The sequence below is a fragment of the Streptomyces sp. NPDC059002 genome (assembly GCF_042740435.1).
Classification (GTDB): Bacteria; Actinomycetota; Actinomycetes; order Streptomycetales; family Streptomycetaceae; genus Streptomyces.
On record NZ_JBHYJI010000044.1, the window covers coordinates 47,953 to 71,107 of the forward strand.

At 70.7% G+C, this 23,155-nt stretch carries 17 protein-coding genes; 3 read left to right on the plus strand and 14 right to left on the minus strand.

Going from position 1 to position 23,155, the window contains the following annotated elements; translation table 11 throughout:
• Positions 1 to 94 precede the first annotated feature (94 nt).
• The 4 genes from infB to rimP all read right to left on the minus strand — a co-directional run bounded on the left by infB (position 95) and on the right by rimP (position 5,256).
• A complete protein-coding gene (gene infB, locus ACFWZ2_RS30945) occupies positions 95 to 3,184 on the minus strand; it encodes a translation initiation factor IF-2 (RefSeq protein WP_384551257.1) in 3,090 nt (1,029 codons plus the stop codon).
• Between the two features lie 158 nt (positions 3,185 to 3,342).
• Positions 3,343 to 3,621: a YlxR family protein gene (locus ACFWZ2_RS30950; RefSeq protein WP_384551259.1), complete on the minus strand. Its 279-nt coding sequence runs from the start codon at positions 3,619 to 3,621 to the stop codon at positions 3,343 to 3,345.
• 133 nt (positions 3,622 to 3,754) lie between these two features.
• The gene (nusA, locus tag ACFWZ2_RS30955; RefSeq protein ID WP_384551261.1) at positions 3,755 to 4,744 is read right to left on the minus strand and encodes a transcription termination factor NusA; all 990 of its coding nucleotides are present in this window, start codon (positions 4,742 to 4,744) and stop codon (positions 3,755 to 3,757) included.
• A 2-nt stretch (positions 4,745 to 4,746) separates the two neighbouring features.
• On the minus strand, positions 4,747 to 5,256 hold the full coding sequence (rimP, locus tag ACFWZ2_RS30960; RefSeq protein ID WP_384551263.1) for a ribosome maturation factor RimP: 510 nt from the start codon (positions 5,254 to 5,256) through the stop codon (positions 4,747 to 4,749).
• A gap of 259 nt (positions 5,257 to 5,515) precedes the next feature.
• Here rimP and ACFWZ2_RS30965 point away from each other — a divergent pair, with 259 nt between their 5' ends.
• The 3 genes from ACFWZ2_RS30965 to ACFWZ2_RS30975 are packed head-to-tail and all read left to right on the plus strand — an operon-like array spanning position 5,516 to position 7,473.
• Positions 5,516 to 6,061, plus strand: coding sequence for a hypothetical protein (locus ACFWZ2_RS30965; RefSeq protein ID WP_384551264.1), 546 nt, complete (start codon positions 5,516 to 5,518; stop codon positions 6,059 to 6,061).
• Positions 6,058 to 6,537, plus strand: coding sequence for a ferritin-like domain-containing protein (locus tag ACFWZ2_RS30970; RefSeq protein WP_384551265.1), 480 nt, complete (start codon positions 6,058 to 6,060; stop codon positions 6,535 to 6,537). Before ACFWZ2_RS30965 ends, ACFWZ2_RS30970 begins: the two co-directional genes overlap by 4 nt.
• A gap of 36 nt (positions 6,538 to 6,573) precedes the next feature.
• Positions 6,574 to 7,473 carry an aminoglycoside phosphotransferase family protein gene (locus tag ACFWZ2_RS30975; RefSeq protein ID WP_384551267.1) on the plus strand — a complete coding sequence of 300 codons (900 nt, stop codon included), beginning with the start codon at positions 6,574 to 6,576 and terminating at the stop codon, positions 7,471 to 7,473.
• A gap of 68 nt (positions 7,474 to 7,541) precedes the next feature.
• Here ACFWZ2_RS30975 and ACFWZ2_RS30980 read toward each other — a convergent pair whose 3' ends face one another.
• From ACFWZ2_RS30980 to ACFWZ2_RS31025, 10 genes are all read right to left on the minus strand, one after another.
• Entirely contained in the window at positions 7,542 to 9,236 is a 1,695-nt protein-coding gene (locus ACFWZ2_RS30980) for a proline--tRNA ligase (RefSeq protein ID WP_384551269.1), read from the minus strand.
• Positions 9,237 to 9,349: 113 nt separating this feature from the next.
• Positions 9,350 to 9,892, minus strand: coding sequence for a GNAT family N-acetyltransferase (locus ACFWZ2_RS30985; RefSeq protein ID WP_384551271.1), 543 nt, complete (start codon positions 9,890 to 9,892; stop codon positions 9,350 to 9,352).
• 85 nt (positions 9,893 to 9,977) lie between these two features.
• Positions 9,978 to 10,826, minus strand: coding sequence for a GNAT family N-acetyltransferase (locus ACFWZ2_RS30990; protein WP_384551272.1), 849 nt, complete (start codon positions 10,824 to 10,826; stop codon positions 9,978 to 9,980).
• Positions 10,827 to 11,289: 463 nt separating this feature from the next.
• Positions 11,290 to 12,447, minus strand: coding sequence for a flavodoxin-dependent (E)-4-hydroxy-3-methylbut-2-enyl-diphosphate synthase (gene ispG / locus ACFWZ2_RS30995; RefSeq protein ID WP_384551274.1), 1,158 nt, complete (start codon positions 12,445 to 12,447; stop codon positions 11,290 to 11,292).
• A 178-nt stretch (positions 12,448 to 12,625) separates the two neighbouring features.
• On the minus strand, positions 12,626 to 13,927 hold the full coding sequence (locus ACFWZ2_RS31000; protein ID WP_384551276.1) for a M50 family metallopeptidase: 1,302 nt from the start codon (positions 13,925 to 13,927) through the stop codon (positions 12,626 to 12,628).
• Positions 13,924 to 15,192, minus strand: a complete 1,269-nt coding sequence (dxr, locus tag ACFWZ2_RS31005) for a 1-deoxy-D-xylulose-5-phosphate reductoisomerase (RefSeq protein ID WP_384551278.1) — start codon at positions 15,190 to 15,192, stop codon at positions 13,924 to 13,926. The genes ACFWZ2_RS31000 and dxr overlap by 4 nt, the downstream gene beginning before the upstream one ends.
• A 100-nt stretch (positions 15,193 to 15,292) precedes the next feature.
• A complete protein-coding gene (secA, locus tag ACFWZ2_RS31010) occupies positions 15,293 to 18,073 on the minus strand; it encodes a preprotein translocase subunit SecA (RefSeq protein WP_384551298.1) in 2,781 nt (926 codons plus the stop codon).
• Between the two features lie 140 nt (positions 18,074 to 18,213).
• Positions 18,214 to 20,160: an acyl-CoA dehydrogenase family protein gene (locus tag ACFWZ2_RS31015; protein WP_384551280.1), complete on the minus strand. Its 1,947-nt coding sequence runs from the start codon at positions 20,158 to 20,160 to the stop codon at positions 18,214 to 18,216.
• Positions 20,161 to 20,301: 141 nt separating this feature from the next.
• Positions 20,302 to 21,123 carry an SDR family NAD(P)-dependent oxidoreductase gene (locus tag ACFWZ2_RS31020; RefSeq protein WP_384551282.1) on the minus strand — a complete coding sequence of 274 codons (822 nt, stop codon included), beginning with the start codon at positions 21,121 to 21,123 and terminating at the stop codon, positions 20,302 to 20,304.
• A 202-nt stretch (positions 21,124 to 21,325) separates the two neighbouring features.
• A complete protein-coding gene (locus ACFWZ2_RS31025; protein ID WP_384551284.1) occupies positions 21,326 to 22,771 on the minus strand; it encodes an aldehyde dehydrogenase family protein in 1,446 nt (481 codons plus the stop codon).
• Between the last annotated feature and the right edge of the window lie 384 nt (positions 22,772 to 23,155).

Sequence of the window (23,155 nt, forward strand, 5' to 3'; positions counted from 1 at the left end):
GACACAAGAACCGTACACGGAACGGCCGGGGCCGATCGACGGGATTTCTCCCGCCGACCGGCCCCGACACTGACCGCGCAGATCAGCGAGCTGATCAGGCGCGCGGCTTCTCGCGCATCTCGTACGTCGCGATGACGTCGTCGACCTTGATGTCGTTGAAGTTGCCGAGGTTGATACCGCCCTCGAAGCCTTCACGGATCTCGGTGACGTCGTCCTTGAAGCGGCGCAGACCCTGGATGTTGAGGTCCTCCGCGACGACCTTGCCGTCGCGGATGAGGCGGGCCTTGGTGTTGCGCTTGACCTCGCCGGAGCGGATGAGCACACCCGCGATGTTGCCGAGCTTGGACGAGCGGAAGACCTCGCGGATCTCCGCGGTGCCGAGCTCGACCTCCTCGTACTCCGGCTTGAGCATGCCCTTGAGGGCCGCCTCGATCTCCTCGATGGCCTGGTAGATCACCGAGTAGTAGCGGACGTCGACGCCCTCGCGCTCCGCCATCTGCGCGGCACGACCGGCCGCACGGACGTTGAAGCCGATGACGATGGCGTCGGAGCCCATCGCCAGGTCGATGTCCGACTCGGTGACCGCACCCACACCGCGGTGCAGGACGCGGATGTCGACCTCTTCGCCGACGTCCAGCTGGAGCAGGGAGGACTCGAGGGCCTCGACGGAACCAGAAGCGTCACCCTTGATGATGAGGTTGAGCTGCTGGATCTCGCCGGCCTTGAGCACCTTGTCCAGGTCCTCGAGCGAGACACGGCGCACGCGCTTGGCGAACGCGGCGTTGCGCTCACGGGCGGCACGCTTCTCGGCGATCTGACGGGCCGTACGGTCCTCGTCGACGACCAGGAAGTTGTCGCCGGCGCCCGGGACGTTGGTGAGACCGAGCACGAGGACGGGGGTCGAGGGACCCGCCTCCTCGACGTTCTCGCCCTTGTCGTCGAGCATCGCGCGGACTCGGCCGTAGGCGTCACCGGCGACCATCGTGTCGCCGACGCGGAGGGTACCGCGCTGGACGAGGACGGTCGCGACGGCGCCGCGGCCCTTGTCGAGGTGGGCCTCGATCGCAATACCCTGCGCGTCCTGCTCCGGGTTGGCCCGCAGGTCGAGCGAGGCGTCCGCGGTCAGGACCACGGCCTCGAGCAGCTGGTCGATGTTGAGACCCTGGCGCGCGGAGATGTCGACGAACATCGTGTCGCCGCCGTACTCCTCGGCCACCAGACCGAACTCGGTGAGCTGACCGCGCACCTTGGTCGGGTCGGCACCCTCGACGTCGATCTTGTTGACCGCGACCACGATCGGCACGTCGGCCGCCTTGGCGTGGTTCAGCGCCTCGATCGTCTGCGGCATCACACCGTCGTTGGCCGCGACCACGAGGATCGCGATGTCGGTGGACTTCGCACCACGGGCACGCATGGCGGTGAACGCCTCGTGACCGGGGGTGTCGATGAAGGTGATGGCGCGCTCTTCGCCGTTCACCTCGGTCGCGACCTGGTAGGCACCGATGTGCTGGGTGATGCCACCGGCCTCGCCCGCGACGACGTTCGTCTTGCGGATGGCGTCGAGCAGGCGGGTCTTACCGTGGTCGACGTGACCCATGACGGTCACGACCGGCGGACGCGGCGCGAGGTACTCCTCGCCGCCCTCGTCCTCGCCGAACTCGATGTCGAAGGACTCGAGAAGCTCGCGGTCCTCCTCCTCCGGGCTGACGATCTGGACCGTGTAGTTCATCTCCGACGCCAGCATTTCCAGCGTGTCGTCCGAGACGGACTGGGTCGCGGTGACCATTTCGCCGAGGTTCATCATGACCGCGACGAGCGACGCCGGGTTGGCGTTGATCTTCTCCGCGAAGTCGGTGAGCGACGCACCGCGCGACAGGCGAACGGTCTCGCCGTTGCCGCGAGGCAGCATCACGCCGCCGACCGACGGGGCCTGCATGGCCTCGTACTCCTGGCGCCTCTGCCGCTTCGACTTGCGACCGCGACGCGCGGGACCGCCGGGACGGCCGAAGGCGCCCTGCGTGCCACCACGGCCACCCGGACCACCGGGACGGCCACCGAAGCCGGGACGACCGCCGAAGCCGCCGCCACCACCGGGACGACCGGCACCGCCGCCGCCACCCGGACCACCGGGACGACCGGCGAAGCCGCCGCCACCGCCACCGGGACGACCGGCGAAGCCGCCGCCACCGGGACGACCGCCGCCGCCACCCGGACGACCGCCGCCGCCGGGACCACGGCCACCGCCGGGGCCACCACCGGGACGCGGGCCCGCGGCGGGACGCTGCGGCATCATGCCCGGGTTCGGACGGTTGCCGGCGGGACCGCCGCCGGGACGCGGGGCCTGCGGACGAGGCATGCCGCCCGGAGTCGGACGGGCGCCGCCCTGACCCTGCGGACGGGGCGCACCCTGGCCGCCCTGGCCCTGCGGACGCGGGGCGCCGCCGGGACCACCGGGGCCGCCGCCGGGACGCGGGGCGCCGCCCGGACGGGGCGCCTGCGGGCGCGCCATGCCGGTGGAGCCACCAGAGGTGAAGGGGTTGTTGCCCGGACGCGGACCCGCGGGACGGGCACCGCCGGGACGGGGAGCACCCTGGCCACCGGGGCGCGGGGCACCACCCTGACGGTCACCACGACCGCCCTGGCCCTGACCACCCTGACCCTGACCGGGGGCCGGACGGCCACCGGGCTTCGGGGCACCCGGGCGAGCGCCCGGACGGGGGGCCTGCGGCGCCGCGGGAGCGGCGGGCGCGGCCGGCGGAGCGGTGAACTCCGGGGCAGCCGGAGCCGGCGAGGCCGGCGCGGGCTTGGGGGCCGGCGGCTTGGGGCCGGGCGTCGGGCGCGGGCCCGGCGTCGCCGGAGCGGCCGCGGGCTTCTCGGCCGCGGCGGGCTTGGGCGCCGGCGGCTTGGGCGCGGCCGGACCCGGACGGGCGGCCTGCGCGGGAGAGGGGGCCGACGGCGTCGCCGGCTTGGGGGCGGCCTGCTTGCGCGGCGCCCCGGGCTTGGCGGCGGACTTGCCGTTGCCACCGCCCTGGTTCAATGCGTCAGTCAGTTTGCGTACCACCGGCGCCTCGATCGTCGAGGACGCCGAACGTACGAATTCACCGAGTTCTTGGAGCTTGGCCATGACGACCTTGCTCTCTACGCCGAACTCCTTGGCGAGCTCGTATACCCGGACCTTAGCCACTTCGCTCCTTTTAGGTCCGGGTTACGCCGGACCGTCGCTACTTCATGGGCGTACTCATCGCGTGCTCATCGAGTGCTCATCGCAATCTCGACCTACTTCCAACTCGCGGGGTACCAGGGCCGCACGGGGTTCCGTGTGACCACGTCTTACGGTGTTGCCTACTGGGCAACTGTCTCGACAGCCCGGCGCAACGCCTCCGTGTCGAGCGGCCCCTGGGCGCGAAAGGCCCGTGGGAACGCCCGGCGGCGGACCGCCAGGTCTAGACAGACCAGGGCGGGGTGTACATACGCACCCCGGCCGGGCAGCGTACCGCTTGGATCGGGGACGCAGGCGCCCTCTTTCGCCACGATGCGCAGCAGATCGCTCTTGGCCGCTCGCTCCCGGCACCCCACACAGGTGCGCTCAGGGCATGCGCGGGCATGCGTCCGGCCAGACACGCTTAAGTCTACCTCCCCGCACCGACCTCACCCCTTTGGGGCAACAATCGAACGGCTACTCGCCACATACTGTCGTGATCCCAGCGGTGACCGCCCGGAATTTATTCCCGGCGATCTTGCCGCGGCCGGTCCGCTACTGGTCGGCGGGCTGCTCGGTGTCCGGCCTGATGTCGATGCGCCAGCCCGTGAGCCGCGCGGCGAGGCGGGCGTTCTGCCCCTCCTTGCCGATGGCGAGCGACAGCTGGTAGTCCGGCACCGTCACCCGGGCCGAGCGGGCGGCGAGGTCGACGATCTCGACCTTGCTGACGCGGGCCGGGGAGAGCGCGTGGGCGACCATCTCGGCCGGGTCGTCGGACCAGTCGACGATGTCGATCTTCTCGCCGTTCAGCTCGCCCATGACATTGCGCACGCGGCTGCCCATCGGGCCGATGCAGGCGCCCTTGGCGTTGAGCCCCGAGCGGGTCGAGCGGACCGCGATCTTGGTGCGGTGGCCGGCCTCGCGGGCGATGGCCGAGATCTCGACGGAACCGTCGGCGATCTCGGGCACCTCGAGCGCGAAGAGCTTCTTCACCAGGTTCGGGTGGGTGCGCGACAGCGTCACGGACGGGCCGCGGACACCCTTCGCCACGCGTACGACGTACGAGCGAAGGCGCATCCCGTGCGGGTACTCCTCGCCGGGCACCTGCTCCTGCACCGGCAGGATGGCCTCCAGCTTGCCGATGTCGACCAGCACGTTCTTCGGGTCGCGGCCCTGCTGGACCACGCCGGTGACGATGTCGCCCTCGCGCCCGGCGTACTCACCGAGCGTCGCGTCGTCCTCGGCGTCGCGCAGGCGCTGCAGGATGACCTGCTTGGCCGTCGTCGCGGCGATGCGGCCGAAGTCGGACGGGGTGTCGTCGAACTCGCGGGCCTCCTGGCCCTCTTCGAGGTCCTCCGGCTCCTCCTTCGCCCAGACCGTCACATGCCCGCTGTCACGGTCGAGCTTCACGCGCGCGTGGCGGCGGCTTCCCTCGGTGCGGTGATAGGCGATGAGGAGGGCCGACTCGATCGCCTCGACGAGCAGGTCGAAGGAGATCTCCTTCTCCCGTACCAGACCCCGCAGGGCACTCATGTCGATGTCCACGGCTACGCCTCCTCCTCTTCCTTCATGTCCTTCTTGTCCTTGCGGTTGAACTCGACCTGCACGCGCGCCTTGTCGATGTCGGCGAAGGCGACGCGGCGGGACGTGGGCTTGCGGCCCTTCACTCCCGGCACCTCGAGGTCGAGTCCCTCGTCGTCCACCGTGAGGATCCGGGCGACGAGCTCGCCGCCCTCCGTCAGCTGGAACTTCACCAGGCGGTCCACGGCGCGCACGTAGTGGCGGTGCTCGGTCAGGGCGCGCTCGGCACCGGGGGAACCGACCTCCAGGTCGTACTCCCCCTCGCCCATGGCGTCGCTCTCGTCGAGCTTCGCGGAGAGCAGGCGGCTCACTTCCGCGATCGTGTCGAGGTCCACGCCGTCCTCGGAGTCGATGACGACTCGCAGCACTCGCTTGCGTCCGACCGAGGCCACTTCGATCTCTTCGAGATCCAGGTCCTGGGAGCTGACGAGCGGTTCCAGTAGTTGCCGCAGCCTCTCGCTCTGGGTGGTGCTCATCCGGGTGACTCCTCGGCCGCGTGTGCTGTTGTGGGATCGTCGCGTGTCAGGTCAAAGGGTATCCGGTCCCGAGGGGTGTTGCCGCCCACGGGCGGGGCGATGCGCCCCTCTGTGCCGAGCCGCTCGCGAGTACGGGAGCGGCCCGCAGGTACGGTGATCACGGACCCGCGCCACCCCCTCTCGTTTCCCCGCCTGCCCGCCTCCTGCTCACTCCCTGCTCGCTCACGCCTTTCTGGCCTTCCTTCCGAGGACGTCTGTCGTGCCGTCGTATCTCACCGCCCCACGGTCCCCTTCGGGACCGCGCCGAAGGAGCCTGCTCACCGGGGCCGCCGGTGTCGCAGGAGCCGCGCTGCTCACGGGCTGCACGGACTCGTCGGGTACCGACGCCGACGAGCGCCCGTCCGCCGCCCGGCGGCTGCGCGCGCGTGCGGCCGCGGACAGCACGGAGCTGCTCGGGCGGTACGACGCCGTGCTCGCCGCGCACCCCTCGCTCGACGCACGGCTGCGGCCGCTGCGGACCGAGGTGCGGCGGCATGTGGAGGCGTTCGCGGACGACCGCGCTCCGGCTTCCGCCGCACCCTCCGGCTCCCCCACCGCTTCTGCCGCTCCCTCCGCCTCCGCCGCGCCCTCCGTGGCCGAGGACCCGAAGGAGGCCGTGCGTGAACTCGCCAAGGCCGAGCGGACGTTGGCGGACCGGCGGGCCAAGGCCCTGCTCGACGCCCCGGCGGAGCAGGCCAGGCTGCTCGCCTCGGTGGCCGCCGCAGGGGCGGCACACGCGTATCTGCTGACGGAGGGCGACAAGTGAGCGTGCAGGACACCTCGAAGGACGAGGAGCTGAAGGCCGTGCAGGCGGCCCTCGCCGCCGAGCACGCGGCGGTGTACGGCTACGGGGTCGTCGGCGGCCGCGTCGGCGAGGAGCGCAGGGACGAGGCGCGCACCGCCTACGACGCCCACCGCGCCCGGCGCGACGAGCTGCAGCGGGCGGTCCGCGACCTCGGCGGCGAGCCGCAGCCCGCGGACCCCGCCTACGCGCTGCCGTTCCCGGTGCCGGACTCCGCGTCGGCCGTGCGGCTCGCCACGGAGATCGAGGAGCGGGTCGCGGGCGTCTACTCCGACCTCGTCCGCGCATCGTCGGGCACCCGGCGCGGCACCGCGGCCCTCGCGCTGCGCGAGGCGGCGGTGCGGGCGGCACGGTGGCGGGGCGGGAGCGTAGCCTTCCCTGGGCTCGCCGAGCGGTCCGCCGGATCCGACGCGTCGGCACCGGCGACGCCCCAGGCGTAACCCGTACAGGAAGTTCAGGAAGGGAACGACTCGCGCATGGCTTTCGAACCGCCGCAGCGCCTCGTCACCGCACTCGGCGAGACGGCGCAGGACGGCGACGACTGGCTGGAGAAGCTGCCGATGGCGGCCGAACAGGCCGTCGCTCTACGCGAGTTGACCGTCGAGCGGGTGCAGGTGCCCGGCGGGCGCAGCAGCCTCGTCCTGCTCGTACGGCAGGCCGACGACACCCCCGCCGTCCTGAAGCTGGTGCCGCCGCGGTCGCGGCCCGAGAGCGAGCGGGCCGCGCTCGCGCACTGGAACGGGCTCGGCGCCGCACGGCTCCTCGACCCCGCCGCCTCCGACGGGGCGCTGCTCGTCGAGCGGCTGCACCGTGACGTGTCCGTGCGGTCGCTGCCCGAGGCCAAGGCCCTCCTGGAGGCGGCGGGAACGCTGCGCAAGCTGTGGGTGGAGCCGCCGTCCGGCCACCGCTTCGAGACGGTCGCCGAGCGGACCGGGCGGCAGGCCGAGGCGATGCGGGGTTCCGCCGACGCGGACGCCGAACTCGGTCCGCTGGTCGACGCGGCACTCACCGCGCGGAACGAACTCCTTGCCGCCGGGCCGGAGCCGCGGCTGCTGCACGGCACGTTCCGGCAGAGCAAGGTGCTCGCCGGGGACCGGATGCCGTGGCTTGCGGTGGGGCCCGACCCGGTGGTCGGTGAGCCCGCCTTCGATCTGGCCCGCCTGGTCCGTGACCGGGTGGAGGACCTGATCGCCTCGCCGTCCGGTGCGTCGATCACGCGGCGGCGCGTGAAGAAGCTGGCCGAGTCCCTCGAAGTGGATCAGGAACGGCTGCGGGGGTGGACCCTGTTCCGTGCGGTGGAGTCCGGTGTCCGGGCCCTGCGGGTGGGCCGCGTGCAGGACGCGGAGCTGCTTTTGGAGTTTGCGGGCTGGCTCTGACCGGCGGGGCGGGAAACTGCGGACCATAGGTGGCTGGTCGCGCAGTTCCCCCGCGCCCCTGCGGGGCACTAGGCCGTCAGGCGGGCGATCGCCTCGTCGACCGGGAGCTCCTCGCGCTCGCCGGTGCGGCGGTCCTTGAGCTCGACGATGCCGTCGGCCGAGCGGCGGCCCGCGACCAGGATCTTCGGGACGCCCATCAGCTCGGAGTCGGTGAACTTCACGCCCGGGGAGACGCCGGGACGGTCGTCGACCAGGACGCGGACACCGGCGGCGGCCAGCTTGTCCGAGACCTCGAGGGCCAGCTCGGTCTGCAGTGCCTTGCCCGCCGCCACCACGTGGACGTCGGCCGGGGCGATCTCCTCGGGCCAGATCAGGCCCTTGTCGTCGGCGTGCTGCTCGGCGAGCGCGGCGACGGCGCGCGAGACGCCGATGCCGTACGAGCCCATGGTCACGCGGACCGGCTTGCCCTCCTTGCCGAGGACGTCGAGCTGGAAGGCGTCGGCGTACTTGCGGCCCAGCTGGAAGATGTGGCCGATCTCGATGGCGCGGTCCAGCTTGAGGCCGGTGCCGCAGTTCGGGCAGGGGTCGCCCTCCTGGACGACCACGACGTCGACGTACGCGTCGACCTCGAAGTCACGGCCCGCGACGACGTTCTTGGCGTGCACGCCGTCCTTGTTGGCGCCGGTGATCCAGGCGGTGCCGGGGGCGACGCGCGGGTCGGCGAGGTACTGGACCTTCTCCAGGCCCTGCGGGCCGACATAACCGCGTACGAGATCGTCGCGGCCCTCGAAGTCCTCGGCCGTGACCAGCTCGACGGCGGCCGGGGCGAAGTGGGCCTCGACCTTGTCCATGTCGACCTCGCGGTCGCCGGGGACGCCGACGGCGACGATCTCGCCGTCGACCTTCACGAGGAGGTTCTTGAGGGTCGCCGACGCCGGGACGCCGAGGTGCGCGGCGAGCGTCTCGATGGTGGGGGTGTCCGGGGTCGGGATCTCCTCGAGCGCGGGGACGTCGGCGGCGTCCACCGGCTTCAGGGCGAAGGAGACCGCCTCCGTGTTCGCCGCGTAGTCGCAGCTCGGGCAGTCGGCGAAGGTGTCCTCGCCGGCCGCGGCCGGGGCCAGGAACTCCTCGGACTTCGAACCGCCCATGGCGCCCGCGGTGGCGGCGCAGATGCGGTAGTCGAGGCCGAGGCGCTGGAAGATCTTCTGGTACGCGGCGCGGTGCAGGGCGTACGACTGGGCGAGGCCCTCGTCCTCCAGGTCGAAGGAGTACGAGTCCTTCATCAGGAACTCGCGGCCGCGCAGGATGCCGGCGCGGGGGCGGGCCTCGTCGCGGTACTTGGTCTGGATCTGGTAGAGGATCACCGGCAGGTCCTTGTAGGACGTGCACTGGTCCTTGACCAGGAGGGTGAAGATCTCCTCGTGGGTGGGGCCGAGGAGGTAGTCGCCGCCCTTGCGGTCGTTGAGGCGGAACAGCTCGGCGCCGTACTCGGTCCAGCGTCCCGTCGCCTCGTAGGGCTCCTTGGGCAGCAGGGCCGGGAGGGAGACCTCCTGGCCGCCCATGGCGTCCATCTCCTCGCGGACCACGCGCTCGACGTTGGCGAGGACCTTCTTGCCCAGCGGCAGCCAGGACCAGACACCGGCGGCGGTGCGGCGCACGTAACCGGCGCGGACGAGGAGTTTGTGGCTCAGCACCTCGGCGTCCGCCGGGTCGTCGCGCAAGGTCTTCGCCATCAATCGGGACATGCGCTGGACCTGGGCCATGGTGAACTCCTGCTGCAAGGGGGTCCCCCTGCTCGAGCGAAGCCGAGAGCTTGGGGGAGGGTGGTGTCAGGAGGTTAGCCGGGGGCCCTGGGTGGGCGGAAATCGGTTAAGGGTCAGGGCCTTCGCGGCAGGGGCAGTGGGGCGCCCATCACGGCGTACGGCTTGGGGGCGCTGGGGAAGAGGACGCGGCGGGCCAGATCCGCGTATCCCAGGGAGCGGTACAGGCCGCGGGCCGGGCTCTCGACGTCGATCGCGGAGAGGATCGAGCGGGGCTCGGGGACGCCGTCGGTGATGGTGGTGATGAGCGCGCGTCCGATGCCGCGGTTCTGGTAGCCGGGATGCACATGCAGCTCGGTGATCACGAAGGAGTGGTCGAGCCAGCCGTCGAGGTCCTTGCTGCGCAGATACGGCTCGACGACCGTGGACCACCAGTGGGCGCGGTCGTTGGGCATGCCGTAGACGAAGCCGACGAGCCGGTCGTCCGGGGTGGTCGCGCCGAACGCGCGGGCCCGGGGGTAGGTGAGATGGCGCAGCACGATCTGCCGCCGCACGGCCACCTCGTCGTCGCTCAGCCCGAAGGCGTGGGCCTGGACGCGCAGCGCCTCGTCCACGCGCGCGCCGAGGTCGAGCGGGCCGATCACGACGTCGTCTGTCATGGGCCGACCCTACTTCGCACCACCCGGCTTCTGAACAGGGCGCTCGGAGCGGGATGCGTGCGGTGGACGTGCCGGAAGGGCACGCTCAGAACAGCACGCTCATGAACGCGCCGACCTCCTGGAAGCCCACCCTTCGGTAGGCCGCCCTCGCCGCGGTGTTGAAGTCGTTCACGTACAGGCTGACGACCGGGGCGACGTCCGCGAGGGCGTAGCGCAGGACGGCCGCCATGCCGGGGGCGGCGAGCCCGCGGCCGCGGTACTCCGGGGCCACCCACACGCCCTGCACCTGGCAGGCCTGCGGCGTTGCGGCGCCGATCTCCGCCTTGAAGACCACCTTGCCGTGCTCGTCGAGGCGGGCGAACGAACGCCCGGAGCCGACCAGTTCGGCCACCCGCGCCTGATAGAGCAGGCCGCCGTCACCCGCCATCGGGGACACCCCGACCTCCTCGGTGAACATCGCCACGCACGCCGGCATGATCGTCTCCATCTCGTCCTTGCGGACGCGACGGACGTACGGGTCGGGGGCGATGTCGTCCGGCAGCCGGTCCGTGACCATCAGGGGCTGCTGGGAGCGGACCTCGCGGGCGGGGCCCCAGGACGGTTCCAGGAGCCGCCACAGCTGGGCCGTGGAGGCCGCGGGGCCGACGATGGAGGAACAGCGGCGTCCCGCCCTGCGGGCGCGGTCGGCGAAGCCGCGGACGGCTCGCGGGGTCGCGCAGATCGGGACGAGATTGGCGCCCGCGTAGCAGAGGGACTCCAGCATGCCGTCCTCGTACCAGCCCCACATCTCGCCGCCGAGCCGCCAGGGGTCGAGGCCCGCGATCTGGACACGGGCGGTCACGAAGGCGTTCGCGACCGGCTCGCGGTCGAGCACGGCGAGCGCGGCGTCGAGGTCACTCGGTTCGAGGACCCGGGTAGTGGTCTGAGTCAACACGTGCGGGGGCCTCACCATACGGTCTGCTGATCTCCGCACTGTACCTGGCGGGGGCGCCTTGTGCGGGGGGAGGCGTTTGTCCGTGGGGGCGGGGGTGGGGGTGCTCTGCCCCTCGGCGGGGGGGCGGGGGCTCTTCGCCGCTCCGCGGCGGGGTTCCCACCCACCTACCTGTGACGTGGGCGTAGGGATGTGGGCGTAGGGGCGGGGGTGGGGCTCCCGCAAGGGGTGGGGCTCCTACGGGGCGGGGCGGTGCAGAGCTATGGGTGGGCGGGTGGGAATGATCCGCCGCGGAGCGGCGGGGTTGGGGCTCCTACAGGGGCAGGCCGGTGCAGAGCTACGGGCGGGCGGGAATGATCCGGCGCGGAGCGATGAGGCGGGCCTGTGCAGACAGGGCTGTGCCCCGGCGCTCTGCAGCGGCGGGGCACAGGGAAGAGGAGAGGAAGGGGGAGAGGGCGGGCGTGGGTCAGCCCGCGACGGCCACCGTCGGCTCGCCGGAGGCGACCCCGTCCTTCTCCATCTGCTCGGCGATCTTCAGAGCCTCTTCGATGAGCGTCTCGACGATCTTCGACTCGGGGACGGTCTTGATGACCTCGCCCTTGACGAAGATCTGCCCCTTGCCGTTGCCGGAGGCGACGCCGAGGTCGGCCTCGCGGGCCTCGCCGGGGCCGTTCACGACGCAGCCCATGACGGCGACGCGGAGCGGGACCTCCATGCCGTCCAGGCCCGCGGTGACCTCTTCGGCCAGCTTGTAGACGTCGACCTGGGCGCGGCCGCAGGACGGGCAGGAGACGATCTCCAGGCGGCGCTGCTTGAGGTTCAGGGACTCCAGGATCTGCATGCCGACCTTGACCTCCTCCGCGGGGGGCGCGGAGAGGGAGACGCGGATCGTGTCGCCGATGCCCTCGGAGAGCAGCGCGCCGAAGGCGACCGCCGACTTGATCGTGCCCTGGAAGGCGGGGCCCGCCTCGGTGACGCCGAGGTGGAGGGGGTAGTCGCAGGCGGCGGCGAGCTGGCGGTAGGCGTTGACCATGACCACCGGGTCGTTGTGCTTGACGGAGATCTTGATGTCGCGGAAGCCGTGCTCCTCGAAGAGGGACGCCTCCCAGAGGGCCGACTCGACGAGGGCCTCGGGGGTCGCCTTGCCGTACTTCTTCAGGAGCCGGGCGTCCAGGGAGCCCGCGTTGACGCCGATGCGGATCGGGGTGCCCGCGTCGTTCGCGGCCTTCGCGATCTCCTTGACCTTGTCGTCGAACTGCTTGATGTTGCCGGGGTTCACCCGGACCGCGGCGCAGCCCGCGTCGATCGCCGCGAAGACGTACTTCGGCTGGAAGTGGATGTCGGCGATCACCGGGATCTGGGACTTCTTGGCAATGGTGGCGAGCGCGTCCGCGTCGTCCTGCGTGGGGCAGGCCACGCGCACGATCTGGCAGCCGGAGGCCGTCAGTTCCGCGATCTGCTGCAGGGTCGCGCCGATGTCGGACGTACGCGTCGTCGTCATCGACTGGACCGAGACCGGTGCGTCTCCGCCCACAGCCACGGAACCGACCTGGATCTTGCGGCTGACCCTGCGGTCGGCGAGCTTGGTCGGAACGGACGGGATTCCGAGAGAAACGGCAGTCATCTGGCGAGCATCCCCAAGAGTGTGGATCACAAGGTGTGGATCAAGGTCCCGAGATCGGCGGGCTCCGGGCTTCGAGATTACGGCACCCCGGTGCGCCGGAGCACACCACGCCCTGAAGTCCACCCAATGGTGGGCGGCCCGACACATAGAGTGCCGGGCCGCCGCAAACTTCTCGTAATCAGGAAATTCTGACCGGGTTCACCACGTCGGCGATGAGCACCAGGATCGTGAAGCAGATGAAGATTCCCGCCACCACATAGGCGACCGGCATCAGCTTCGCGACGTCGAAGGGGCCCGGGTCGGGGCGGCGCATGACCCGCGCCGTCTTGCGGCGCACGGACTCCCACAGGGCGCCCGCGATGTGGCCGCCGTCGAGCGGGAGCAGCGGCAGCATGTTGAACAGGAACAGCGAGAGGTTGAAGCCCGCGATGAGGAACAGCATCATCGCGATCTGGTTCTCCGGCGGGATGTCCAGGGTGAACACGTCGCCGCCGACGCGGGCGGCGCCGACCACGCCCATCGGGGAGTCCTGCTTGCGTTCGCCGTCGCCGAAGGCCGCGTTCCACAGGTCGGGGATCTTGGACGGCAGGGCGATGATCGACTCGACGCCGTTCTCCATCATGTCGCCCATGCGGTCCACGGAGTCGCCGAAGGACTGCTGGACGATGCCGCTGGCGGGGGTGAAGCCGAGGAAGCCGGCGTAGACGTACTTGCCCTCGACGTAGGCGCCGTCGCCGTCGGTCTTGGTGACCTGGTTCTTGATCAGGTTGGCGTGCAGGTCCAGCTTCTTGCCGTCGCGCTCGACCGTGATGGTGGCCGGGCCGATGGTCTCGCGGATCTTCGCCTGGAGCGCGGACCAGTCGTCGACCTGCTGCCCCTTGAAGGCGACGATCTTGTCGCCGGGCTTGAGGCCCGCCGCCTTGGCGGGCGCGGCCTTGTCGCCCTTCTCGCACTTGGAGCGGTCCTCGCTCTGCTGGATGACGCAGTCCGAGACCTTGCCGACGGAGGTCGTCTGGGTGTTGATGCCGAACGTCATCATCACGCCGAGGAAGATCGCCACGGCGAGGATCAGGTTCATGAAGGGGCCCGCGAACATCACGATCACGCGCTTCCACGGCTTGCGCGTGTAGAAGAGGCGGGTCTCGTCGCCGGGCTGGAGTTCCTCGAAGGCGGCCGAGCGGGCGTCCTCGATCATGCCGCGCCAGGGGGACGTGGAGCGTGCCTCTATGCGGCCGTCGGGGCCCGGCGGGAACATGCCGATCATGCGGATGTAGCCGCCGAGGGGAATGGCCTTGATGCCGTACTCGGTGTCGCCCTTCTTGCGCGAGAACAGGGTCGGGCCGAAGCCGACCATGTACTGCGGCACGCGGATGCCGAACATCTTCGCGGTCGACAGGTGCCCCAGCTCGTGCCAGGCGATCGAGAAGAGCAGCCCGATCACGAAGACGACTATCCCGAGGATCATCATCAAGGTCGTCATGCACGAGCCTCCGCGGTCGTCTTGCCTGCCAGTTCGCGTGCCCGAGCACGCGCCCAGGTCTCCGCTTCGAGGACGTCCGCGACGGTCAGGGAGGTTCCCAGGGGCGGTGTGCCGTGTTCCGTCACGACGTCCGTCACCGTCTCCATGATGCCGTTGAAGGGCAGCGCGCCCTTCAGGAACGCGTCGACGCACTCCTCGTTGGCGGCATTGAACACCGCCGGGGCCGTGCCCGCGAGCTGCCCGACGTGCCTGGCGAGCCCGACCGACGGGAACGCGTCGTTGTCGAGGGGGAAGAACTCCCAGCTCGACGCCTTGGTCCAGTCGAAGGCGGGTGCCGCGTCGGGCACGCGCTCGGGCCAGCCGATGCCGATGGCGATCGGGCCGCGCATGTCGGGCGGGGTCGCCTGGGCGAGGGTCGAGCCGTCGGTGAACTCGACCATGGAGTGCACGTAGGACTGCGGGTGGACGACGACCTCGATGCGGTCGAAGGGGATGTCGTAGAGGAGGTGCGCCTCGATGACCTCGAGGCCCTTGTTGACGAGGGTCGCGGAGTTGATCGTGATCACCGGGCCCATCGCCCAGGTGGGGTGCGCGAGCGCGTCCTCGGGGGTGACGTTCGCCAGGTCGGCCTTCGTGCGTCCGCGGAAGGGCCCGCCGGACGCGGTGACGACCAGCTTGCGCACGTCCGCGCGCGTGCCCGCGGCCAGCGCCTGGAAGAGCGCCGCGTGCTCGGAGTCGACCGGGATGATCTGGCCGGGCTTGGCGATCGCCTTGACCAGGGGGCCGCCGACGATCAGGGATTCCTTGTTGGCGAGCGCCAGGGTGCGGCCCGCTTCGAGGGCGGCGAGCGTCGGGGCGAGGCCGATGGATCCGGTGATGCCGTTGAGGACCGTGTGGCAGTCGGACGCGGCGAGCTCGGTGGCCGCGTCGGGTCCCGCCAGGATCTCGGGGAGCGGCTCCCCGGCGGCGTACTGCCCCTGGAGCGCTTCCCGCAGTGCCGGTACGACGTCCTCGCGGGCGACCGCGACGGTCTTCACCCGCAGCCGGCGCGCCTGCTCGGCGAGGAGCCCCACGCGGCCGCCCGCGGCGGAGAGCGCCGTGACGCGGAAGCGGTCGGGGTGGCGCAGCACGAGGTCGATGGCCTGGGTGCCGATCGAGCCCGTGGAGCCGAGGATGACGATGTCCCGCGGGCCTGCCGAGTCCTGGAGGGTGACCGGGGCGAAGACGAGATGCGGGTCCGCGAGGGGGGATGGACTGTCGCTCATCCCTCCATTGTGGCCGCAACTCCTGTCGGCCCGGACAGCGCGGGCCCCGATGTGGCGCACGTGGCGTCGGGCGGGGGCCGCCCGGCGGGCGGCCCGGGGGTCACTGCTCCTTGCGGCGGCTCCTGCCCTCGGGCCGCGAGCCGGGCTCCGCGGGGTTCTCGGCGGCGTCCTCGGGGGTTTCCTCGCGGGCGTCTTCGGACGGCTCGAAGTCGCCCTCGACGATGCCGTCGACGGTGTCCATCGTGGGCGCGCTGAACCGGAGTTGGCCCGCGGCCTTGCGTGCTTCGAGGCCCTTCGCGCTGATCGCGACCGCGTCCTCGACGGCGTCCACCGCATCGACATCGGCGACAGGCCGCTCGACCTGGACCTCCAGGTTGAAGAGGAAGCCGACGGACTCCTCCTTGATGGCGTCCATCATGGCCGTGAACATGTCGTAGCCCTCGCGCTGGAATTCGAACAAGGGGTCCCTGCCGAGGTAGGACCGCATCCAGATGCCTTCCTGGAGGTAGTCCATCTCGTAGAGGTGTTCGCGCCATTTGCGGTCCAGGACGGAGAGCACGACGCGGCGCTCCAGCTCGCGCATGGCGTCCTCGCCCAGCTCGCGCTCGCGTTCCTCGTAGCGCGCGTGGATGTCGTCGGTCAGCGCCTCGGCGACCAGCTCGGCGGTCACCTCCGAGCGGGCGCCCGCGTCCTCGTCGAGGTCGTCGACGGTGACGCGCATCGGGTACAGCTCGCGGCAGGCGCTCCACAGCCGGTCCAGGTCCCACTCCTCGGCGAATCCTTCGGCGGTGGCCGCCGCCACGTACGCCTCGACGGTGTCGTCCATGAAGTGGTGGATCTGCTCGCGGAGGTTCTCGCCCTCCAGGACGCGGCGGCGCTCGGCGTAGATGAGGCCGCGCTGGCGGTTGAGGACCTCGTCGTACTTGAGGACGTTCTTGCGGGTCTCGAAGTGCTGCTGCTCGACCTGGGACTGTGCGGAGGCGATGGCGCGGGTCACCATCTTGTTCTCGATGGGGACGTCGTCGGGGACGTTGGCCATGAGCATGACCCGCTCGACGAGTTCGGCGCGGAACAGCCGCATCAGGTCGTCGCCGAGCGAGAGGTAGAAGCGGGACTGGCCGGGGTCGCCCTGGCGGCCGCTGCGGCCGCGCAGCTGGTTGTCGATGCGCCGCGACTCGTGCCGTTCGGTGCCGAGGACGTAGAGGCCGCCAAGATCCTTGACCTCGTCGTGTTCGGCGGTGGCCTCGGTCTCGATGCGGTCGAGGACCTCGCGGTACCGCTCGGGGGCCTCATCGGGGTCGAGCCCTTCGTCCGTCAGCTCGGCCTTGGCCATGGCTTCGGGGTTGCCGCCGAGCATGATGTCAGTGCCGCGGCCCGCCATGTTCGTGGCGACGGTGACGGCGCCCTTGCGGCCCGCCTGGGCGACGATCCGCGCCTCTCGCTGGTGGTTCTTGGCGTTGAGCACCTCGTGCCGGATGCCGCGCCGGGTGAGCAGCGCGGAGAGGTGCTCGGACTTCTCGACGGAGACGGTGCCGACGAGGATCGGCTGGCCGAGGCGGTGCCGCTCGATGATGTCGGCGACGACGGCGCCGAACTTCACGGACTCCTCGCGGTAGATCACATCGGGGTTGTCCGCGCGGACCATCGGTTTGTTGGTGGGGATGGGGACCACGTGGAGTTTGTAGATCTGGTGGAATTCGGCGGCCTCCGTCATGGCCGTTCCGGTCATTCCGGAGAGTTTTCCGTAGAGGCGGAAGAAGTTCTGCAGGGTGATCGTGGCGAGCGTCTGGTTCTCGTCCTTGATCGTCACGCCTTCCTTCGCCTCGATTGCCTGGTGGACGCCTTCGTTGTAGCGGCGTCCGGCGAGAATGCGTCCGGTGTGCTCGTCGACGATCAGGACTTCGCCGTCGGTGACGACGTAGTCCTTGTCCTTCTTGAAGTGCTCCTTGGCCTTGAGGGCGTTGTTCAGCTGGCCGATGAGGGAGGTGTTCGCGGAGTCGTAGAAGTTGTCGATGCCGAGCTGGTCCTCGAGGAATTCCACGCCGCGGTCGAGGATCGCGACGGTGCGCTTCTTCGGGTCGTACTCGTAGTCGTACGCGGCCCGCAGCTCCGCCAGTTCGAGCTTGCGCACCGGGGTGGTGAACTTCTCCTCCTGGATCGCGACGCCCTTCAGCCTGCGCACGGCATCGGCGAAGTAGCCGTACCAATGGGTCGGCTGGTCGGCGGGTCCCGAAATGATCAGGGGGGTGCGGGCCTCGTCGATGAGGATGGAGTCCGCCTCGTCGACGATCGCGAAGTAGTGGCCGCGCTGCACCAGTTCGGACTTCGACCAGGCCATGTTGTCGCGCAGATAGTCGAAGCCGAATTCGTTGTTCGTGCCGTACGTGATGTCGCAGGCGTACTGCTCGCGGCGCACCGCAGGGGGCATCTCGGACTTGATGACGCCCACGGTCAGGCCGAGGAAGCGGTAGGCGCGGCCCATCCACTGGGCGTCGCGCTCGGCGAGGTAGTCGTTGACCGTGACGAGGTGGACGCCCTTGCCCGCGAGGGCGTTCAGATAGGCGGGCAGCGTCGCGGAGAGGGTCTTTCCCTCACCGGTCTGCATCTCGGCGATATTGCCGAGGTGGAGTGCCGCTCCGCCCATGATCTGTACGTCGAAGTGGCGCATGCCGAGTGTGCGCCTGGCCGCCTCACGGACGGTGGCGAAGGCTTCGGGGAGCAGGTCGTCGAGGCTCTCGCCGTCGGCGTACCGCTCCTTGAACTCATCGGTGAGCGCCCGCAGTTCGGTGTCCGAGAGGTCCTCGAAGTCCGCCTCGATGGAGTTGACCTGGGCCGCGATGTGCTGCAGCCTGCGCAGCATTCTGCCCTCGCCCGCACGCATGATCTTTCCGGTGAGGCGCTCCAGTTTGAGGACGGACACGGAAATCCCCCACCCCTCACAGACACCGGTCCGCTCATTGTTGTCGCGCTCGATCCGCACAGCAAGCAGTCGGGTGGCCGAAGGGGCGGGGGAAACGAATGTCAGCGAATGGGTCGGTGGACGTTTTCGTGTGTGGTGGGTCCGGGTGTGGCGTCAGCGATCCAGGGGCCTTCTCCGGAGGGATCGACAATTCCTGATTCGAGCCAGGTGTACGTTCCGGAAAGGACGCCCTTGACGACCTTGCGGTCGAGGTCGTCGGTGTTGGTCCACAGCCGGTCGAAGAGTTCGTCGACGCGGATGCGGGACTGCCGGCAGAAGGCGTCGGCCAGTTGGTAGGCCTCGCGGCCGTATTCCTCGGTGGTGCGCAGGAGTTCGGCGCGCACGCAGGCCGCGCTCATCGCGAAGAGTTCGGCGCCGATGTCGACGATCCGGCCGAGGAAGCCCTGCTTGGTCTCCATCTTTCCCTGCCAGCGGGACATGGCGTAGAAGGTGGAGCGGGCCAGCTTGCGGGCGCCGCGCTCGACGTAGCGCAGATGGCCGGAGAGGTCGGGATGCCCGGCCGGGTGGAACTCGGCGTACGAGCTCGGGAGCTGACCGGGCCCGGCGACCAGCTTCGGCAGCCAGCGGGCGTAGAAGCCGCCCGCCTTCGCGCCCGCCCTCGCCTTGTCTGACAGGGACTTGTCCGGGTCGATGAGGTCGCCCGCGACCTTGAGGTGGGCGTCCACGGCCTCCCGGGCGATCAGCAGGTGCATGATCTCCGTGGAGCCCTCGAAGATGCGGTTGATGCGCAGGTCGCGCAGGACCTGTTCGGCGGGGACGCCGCGTTCGCCGCGGGCCTTGAGCGAGGCGGCCGTCTCGAAGCCGCGGCCGCCGCGGATCTGGACGAGTTCGTCGGCCATCAGGCAGGCCATCTCGGAGCCGTACAGCTTGGCGAGTGCGGCCTCGATGCGGATGTCGTTGCGGTCCTCGTCGGCCATCTGCGAGGACAGGTCGAGGACGGCTTCGAGCGCGAAGGTCGTCGCCGCGATGAAGGAGATCTTCGCGCCGACCGCCTCGTGGAACGCGACCGGCTTGCCCCACTGCTCACGGGCGCCCGACCACTCGCGGGCGATCTTCAGACACCACTTGCCCGCGCCGACGCACATCGCGGGCAGCGAGAGGCGGCCGGTGTTGAGGGTGGTCAGGGCGATCTTCAGGCCCGCGCCCTCGGGTCCAATGCGGTTCGCGGCCGGGACGCGGACCTGGTGGAAACGGGTCACGCCGTTCTCCAGGCCGCGCAGGCCCATGAACGCGTTGCGGTTCTCGACCGTGATGCCCTCGGACGCCGCCTCCACCACGAAGGCGGTGATGCCGCCCTTGTGGCCTTCGGACTCCGGCACCCGCGCCATGACGACGAGCAGGTCGGCGACGACGCCGTTGGTCGTCCAGAGCTTCACGCCGTCCAGTACGTAGTCGTCGCCGTCGGGGACCGCCGACATCGCCATCCGCGCCGGGTCCGAGCCGACGTCCGGCTCGGTGAGCAGGAACGCGGTGATGTCGGTGCGGGCACAGCGGGGCAGGAAGGTGTCCTTCTGCTCCTGCGTGCCGAAGATCTTCAGGGGCTGCGGCACGCCGATCGACTGGTGCGCGGAGAGCAGCGCGCCGATCGCCGGGTTCGCGGAGCCCACCAGGGCGAGGGCCTTGTTGTAGTACACCTGGGTGAGGCCGAGCCCGCCGTACTTCGTGTCGATCTTCATGCCGAGCGCGCCGAGCTCCTTGAGGCCGTTGATGACCTCGTCGGGGATCTGCGCCTCGCGCTCGATGCGGGCCGAGTCGATCTTCGTCTCGCAGAAGTCGCGGAGCTTGGCGAGGAACTCCTCGCCGCGCTTGGCGTCCTCGTCGGGCGGCAACGGGTGCGGATGGATCAGGTCCAGCCGGAAGCGGCCGAGGAAGAGTTCCTTGGCGAAGCTGGGCTTGCGCCAGTCCTGCTCGCGGGCGGCCTCGGCGACCTGCCGTGCCTCGCGCTCGCTGACGGACGGCCGTCCCGGGGGTGTGGTTGGTGCGGACATGAGGAGCTCACCTCGCCGCGGAGTGGGGTCCGCCGGGCCCGCTGGGCCCGATCTTGACCCGGTCGGTTACTGACTGGTGCTACTGGATCGTTGGTACCCGATTCGTCCCGGCCCCACCAGTCCTCGCGCAGCGTTCGGTCCCTACGGGAGGCCGGGCAGCTCGAGCAGGCGGTGGGTCAGGGCCATCAGGCGGGCCCTGGCCCCGGTGTCGTACGCCTGGTCGTGGGCCCGTGTGTCGGTGAACCGGTCGAAGTAGCGGCCCGTGGTGCCTTCGAGGTCCGGGTCGACGAGCAGCCGCACGGTGGGCCGTACGCCCTCCTCGACCCCGACGGCCGGGGTCAGGCCGTAGCTGCGCACCCCTTCGGTGTCCATGAGGTGCGCCGGGTGCAGGGTGTTCACCGTGACGCCGGTGCCGTCGAGCGCGGCGGCCAGCTCGAAGGTCGCCATGATCATCGCGAGCTTGCTGCGGCAGTAGGCACGCAGCCCCTCGTACCCCCGCTCCAGCATGACGTCGTCGAAGTCGATCTCCTCCTGCCCGATCGAGGCCACATTGACCACGCGGGCGGGCGCGGAGGCGGTGAGCAGGGGCAGCAGGCCGCGGACGAGGGCGTAGGGGGCGAGGTGGTTCACGGCGAACCGCAGCTCGTGGCCCTGCGCGCTCAGCTCCCGCCGCAGCGGTTCGGCGCCGCCGCCCGCCACCGCGTTGTTGACCAGCGCGTCGAGCCGGGGCTCGGCGGCACGGACCCGGGCCGCGAGGGCGCGCACCTGGTCCAGGTCGGCCAGGTCGGCGAGGTAGCCGCGGACGACAGGGCCTAGGACGCGCGCCTCGGCCACGACGGCGTCGAGGCGGCCTCGGTCGCGGCCGTGCAGCAGGAGGGTGTGGCCGCGCGCGGCCAGGTCGAGGGCGATGCCGCGGCCCAGGCCCTGGGTCGCGCCGGTGATCAGAATCGTGCGGGTGTCCATGGCCATGACTCTGGCGGTGCCGGGCCGCGGCTGGGGAGAGCGCGCCAAGCCTGGTGTCGGCGCCACCACCACCAGGCTTGGCGCGTTCGGCCCCCTCGCCCTCGTACTCGCACTCGCACTCGCACTCGCACTCGCACTCGCACGGGAAACGGCCGGAGCCCCCGCACAGTGGGCTCCGGCCGTCGGCCTGAGGACGCGCTCCCTAGAGGGCGAGGCCCGTCAGGACCATGACCCGCTCGTACGTGTAGTCGTCCATCGCGAACCGGACGCCCTCACGGCCCACGCCGGACTGCTTGACGCCGCCGTACGGCATCTGGTCGGCGCGGTACGACGGGGCGTCGCCGATGACGACGCCGCCGACCTCGAGGGCGCGGTGGGCGCGGAAGGCGGTCTGCAGGTCGTGCGTGAACACACCTGCCTGGAGGCCGTACTTGGAGTCGTTGACGGCGGCGAACGCCTCCTCCTCGCCGTTCACCTTCTTGAGCGTGAGGACCGGGCCGAAGACCTCCTCGCAGGCGATCGTGACGTCGGCCGGTACGTCGGCGAGCACGGTCGGCGCGTAGCTGGCGCCGTCGCGCTTGCCGCCGGTGAGGATCGTGGCACCCGCCTGCGCCGCCTCGTCGACCCAGGACTCCACGCGCTGGGCGGCGTCCTCGCTGACCAGCGGGCCGACCTCGGTCGCCGGGTCGGACGGGTCGCCGGTGACCTGCGCCTCGACGGCCTTGACCACGCGCGGCACCAGGCGGTCGTACACGGAGGCGTCCGCGATGACCCGCTGCACGGAGATGCAGGACTGGCCGCCCTGGTAGTTGGAGAAGGTCGCGATGCGCGAGGCGGCCCAGTCCAGGTCCTCGTCCGAGGAGAAGTCGCCGAGGACCACGGCCGCGCCGTTGCCGCCCAGCTCCAGGGTGCAGTGCTTGCGCGGCACCGAGTCCATGATCGCGTAACCGACCTTGTCGGAACCGGTGAAGGAGATCACCGGCATCCGCTCGTCCTGGACCAGGGCGGGCATCTTGTCGTTGGCGACCGGCAGGATGCTCCACGAACCGGCGGGCAGCTCGGTCTCGGCCAGCAGCTCGCCGAGGATCAGGCCGGAGAGCGGGGTCGCGGGCGCGGGCTTCAGGATGATCGGCGCGCCGACCGCGATGGCCGGGGCGATCTTGTGCGCGCAGAGGTTCAGCGGGAAGTTGAACGGCGCGATGCCGAGGACGACGCCCTTCGGGAAGCGGCGGGTCAGCGCGAGCCGGCCCTGGCCGCCCGCGTCGGTGTCCAGACGCTGGGCCTCGCCCCCGTTGAAGCGGCGGGCCTCCTCCGCGGCGAACCGGAAGACGGAGATCGCGCGGCCCAGCTCGCCGCGGGCCCACTTGATCGGCTTGCCGTTCTCGGCGGAGATCAGCTGGGCGATCTCCTCGGTGCGCTCGACCAGGCGGTTCGACACATGCGTGAGGGCCGCCGCGCGGACGTGGGCCGGGGTCGCGGCGAACTCGTCGCGCACGGCGTAGGCGGCGGCGACGGCCTCCTCCACCTGGGCGTCGGTCGGGACGGCTGCCTTGCCGACGAGGCGCCCGTCCCAGGGCGAGGTGACGTCGAGGGTGGTCTCGCCGGTGGTCTGGCGACCGGCGAGCCAGAAGGCGTGGATGGAAGTCATGTCGAGTCCCGGCCCTTCCGCGGAGGTGTGTCTGGGGGTACGTGCCTCACCGTAGGGGTTGGGGGTGGTGGGGGCGTTTGTCCTGCGCGGAGTACTGGGGCGTGGGCCTGCACCGGTTTGTATGTGTGCTGGTTCTGGCCCCTGGGCCTTGGGCTTGGGGGGGCTTGGGGGGGCTTGTTCTTTTGCTGCGGGTGGGTGGGGGCTTGTCGCGCAGTTCCCCGCGCCCCTTACGGGGCCAGTGGGGGCTTTTGGCTGCGGGAGCTCGGGGGTTGCACACGCCGTTCCCCGCGCCCCTTACGGGGCTGGTGAGGGCTTGGTGCGTCGTTGCCCGCGCCCCTTACGGGGCCAGTGGGGGCTTTTGGCTGCGGGAGCTCGGGGGTTGCG

Bases quoted from the DNA above. Each gene is read 5' to 3' on its own strand.
- dxr (WP_384551278.1), bottom strand. From the start codon at position 15,192: ATGAGCGACAGTCCATCCCCCCTCGCGGACCCGCATCTCGTCTTCGCC.
- ACFWZ2_RS31025 (WP_384551284.1), bottom strand. From the start codon at position 22,771: ATGACTTCCATCCACGCCTTCTGGCTCGCCGGTCGCCAGACCACCGGC.
- ACFWZ2_RS31020 (WP_384551282.1), bottom strand. From the start codon at position 21,123: ATGGACACCCGCACGATTCTGATCACCGGCGCGACCCAGGGCCTGGGC.
- ACFWZ2_RS30975 (WP_384551267.1), top strand. From the start codon at position 6,574: ATGGCTTTCGAACCGCCGCAGCGCCTCGTCACCGCACTCGGCGAGACG.
- rimP (WP_384551263.1), bottom strand. From the start codon at position 5,256: ATGAGCACCACCCAGAGCGAGAGGCTGCGGCAACTACTGGAACCGCTC.
- ACFWZ2_RS31015 (WP_384551280.1), bottom strand. From the start codon at position 20,160: ATGTCCGCACCAACCACACCCCCGGGACGGCCGTCCGTCAGCGAGCGC.
- ispG (WP_384551274.1), bottom strand. From the start codon at position 12,447: ATGACTGCCGTTTCTCTCGGAATCCCGTCCGTTCCGACCAAGCTCGCC.
- ACFWZ2_RS30980 (WP_384551269.1), bottom strand. From the start codon at position 9,236: ATGGCCCAGGTCCAGCGCATGTCCCGATTGATGGCGAAGACCTTGCGC.
- secA (WP_384551298.1), bottom strand. From the start codon at position 18,073: ATGCGTGCGGGCGAGGGCAGAATGCTGCGCAGGCTGCAGCACATCGCG.
- ACFWZ2_RS31000 (WP_384551276.1), bottom strand. From the start codon at position 13,927: ATGACGACCTTGATGATGATCCTCGGGATAGTCGTCTTCGTGATCGGG.
- ACFWZ2_RS30985 (WP_384551271.1), bottom strand. From the start codon at position 9,892: ATGACAGACGACGTCGTGATCGGCCCGCTCGACCTCGGCGCGCGCGTG.